This is a genomic window from Rhodopirellula sp. JB055, assembly GCF_043100905.1.
Lineage (GTDB): Bacteria > Planctomycetota > Planctomycetia > Pirellulales > Pirellulaceae > Rhodopirellula.
On sequence record NZ_JBICHO010000247.1, the window covers coordinates 1 to 2,736 of the forward strand.

At 54.8% G+C, this 2,736-nt stretch carries 1 protein-coding gene; it reads left to right on the plus strand.

Going from position 1 to position 2,736, the window contains the following annotated elements; all coding sequences use genetic code 11:
• Nucleotides 1-1,250 precede the first annotated feature (1,250 nt).
• Nucleotides 1,251-2,603 carry an integron integrase gene (locus ACF8AM_RS10220; RefSeq protein ID WP_392555544.1) on the plus strand — a complete coding sequence of 451 codons (1,353 nt, stop codon included), beginning with the start codon at nucleotides 1,251-1,253 and terminating at the stop codon, nucleotides 2,601-2,603.
• Nucleotides 2,604-2,736: the final 133 nt, after the last annotated feature.

Sequence of the window (2,736 nt, forward strand, 5' to 3'; positions counted from 1 at the left end):
GCTGACGGTATAAGTTTGCTGCTGAGGCGCGCCATTGACTGTCACAGTTCGAGTGCGAACTTCTTGCCGAAATCGTTGGATTGGAACCTTCTTGGTCGCTGTGCGAGTCTTCATTTGAGGCAGGGAGATCGATATGAATTCCTCATTCTCAGGGGCGATAGAAAGCGTAACGCAGTTGGTCAACTCGATTCGAAGCAACTGAGAACGTTCGCCTTGAGCGATAGCAACCGAACTAAAGAGCAGTACGAGACAACAACACGTCCAAACCTTGCGCATGTCTTCACCTTTGATTGAGCGATAGAACTGTGGATGCGATGAACTTGTTTATCACCTGTTGGACAGGTGGGAATAAGTGGTGAGGTTAATTCTACACGGTTTGCCGGTGGGAATAAGTCGCCTTCCGAGCACTTGTTCTCGTCAGTGGGCGCGGACTTCGTCCACGTGGGTGACTTGTTCTCACCGTGGCGTTTCCAGGCTGCCGCGTCCTCTGATTGATCTCAACTGACAAGATGACGGCAGTACACGAGCCAAAGGACCGCAGCCTTTGATGCTCGCGAAAGTGTCCAGTGGAATTCCCGCCTTATTCTTGGGGATACGGATTCGGATTGCAAGCATTTTTGCATCCGGTGAACAAAAACGCACGCTTTGAGCGGTGGTTTCCGCGAGTTTCCCGCCTAGCTTGTTCACGGACGCGAGACAGTCTTGGTGGCTGATGTGGAGGCGGTGCCTCTGGTTGCGTTTGAGCGTTTTGGAAGAATCTTAAGTTGGATCGGAAGGAGGAGGAGATGCTGGGTGGCCTTGCTTACGCGGCGGGTTGTGACGGGAGCCTTACGGCTGTGGCGTGTTGTGGTTGTAGCCTTGCTTACGCGTTTTGAAGTTGCGGTTTTTGCAAAACCCGAAGCGTCAGCGTGGGAAAAACGTTGTTGACTTCGCCTCGCTGACGCGTCGGGTTATGAAAAAATCAATGACTCACGCAAAAGCGCAACTTCAAAGCGTACGCGGCGGGTTGTGACGGGAGCCTTACACATGTGGCAGGTTGTGGTTGTAGCCTTGCTTACGCGGCGGGTTGTGACTGGACGCCAACCGGGGCGAATGCCCAACGGCGAATGGTTGTCATTCGGTATGCGACTGAATCAACAGGCTGCTAAGCCACTTGGGTTGCGGAAGGACGAGGTGAGTGACTTGCTGAGGTGGCAGGTTGGATGACACGAATTGGTTTGACACGGTTCAGGTGCGGGAGTTGAGTTGCGATGGGGACGTTTTCGAAACCGGCGAGTGCCGAACAGAAGCAGCGTTGGGCGAAGATATGGTTCCAAAAGCTTTGCCAATTTCACCGGCGGAAGACGGAACCGGATTGGAAGTTTTCGGCCGATGATGTGATTGCTTTCTTGCGGTCACGTCGCGATGCGGAGGTGCCGGCTTGGAAGCGGATGAAGATCATCGAAGGCTTGATTCAGTACCGTGAAACGATCCAGCGTCGAGAGGTGAACGACCTGTTGCCGCTGAAGAAAAAGATGGGCGAGATCATCCTGATCGAGCAAGCCAAGACAGGCGGGTTGGATTCGATCGACGATGTGGTCGGCAAGATCAATCCCAATGAGATGGATGCGATTCAGGAGTTCCGTCGATCGATGCGTCGAGCTGGTTTGGCGATCGCGACAGAACGCTGTTACGTGAGGAAGCTGAAAGCATTCATGGCGGATCGTGGGCTGAATTGTTTGGCGGATTTCGACCGGATTCACGCTTCTGACGTGGAGGCACACCTGACGGATTTGGCGGTGGATGGCAACGTGTCTCCGTCGACGCAAAATCAGGCTTTTCATTCTTTGCTGAAGTTTTTCGAGTTGGTGCTGAAGCGTGAGATGGGGAAGATCGAAGCGATCCGTGCGAACAAGGATTCGATGGCCCCCACGGTGATGTCACCTGGTGAGGTCGGCCAAGTGTTCGAGGGACTCGAGGGCGTGTATCTGGTGATCGCGAAGTTGCTGTATGGTTGTGGAATGAGGATCAGTGAGGCGCATCGGTTGCGGGTCAAGGACATTGATTTCGCGAACAAGCAAATCGAGATTCGTCAGTCCAAGGGCAACAAGAGCCGATTGGTTCCGATGCCAGATGATTTGATTGAACCGCTGCGGCGTTTTGTCAAGACTCGCGAGGCACTGCACGAACATGATTTGGCCAACGGCACGGCCTCGGTGTATCTGCCATATGCGTTGGACCGGAAGTATCCGTCGGCGCATCGTGAACTGAAGTGGCAGTATCTGTTTGCGTCGCACCGATTGTCACGGGATCCGAGAACCGGGCGCATCCACCGTCATCACTTGCACGCGAGCACCTTCCCGACTCACTTGCGACGGGCGGTGGAGCAGGCGGGGATTTTGAAGCATGTGACGAGCCACACGTTTCGCCATTGCTTTGCGACGCATCTGCTGTGGCAGGGAACCGACATTCGTCAGATTCAGCAGTTGCTGGGGCACAGTGACGTGAAGACGACGGAGATCTACACGCATGTGCGGAATCCACATGAGGCGAAGGTGGTCAGTCCGTTGGATCGGTTGGTGCGGGACGAGGATTTGGAGTTGAGGTGCGTGTGGGCCGACTGAGGGCCTCAGTCGGTCACGGTGAGTGGGTGAAGGCAGGGGTGGCGGACTGAGGGGCTCAGTCGGTTACGGTGAGTGGGTGAAGACAAGGGTTGCCGACTGAGAGCCTCAGTCGGTTACGAGTGGTGGGTGGAGA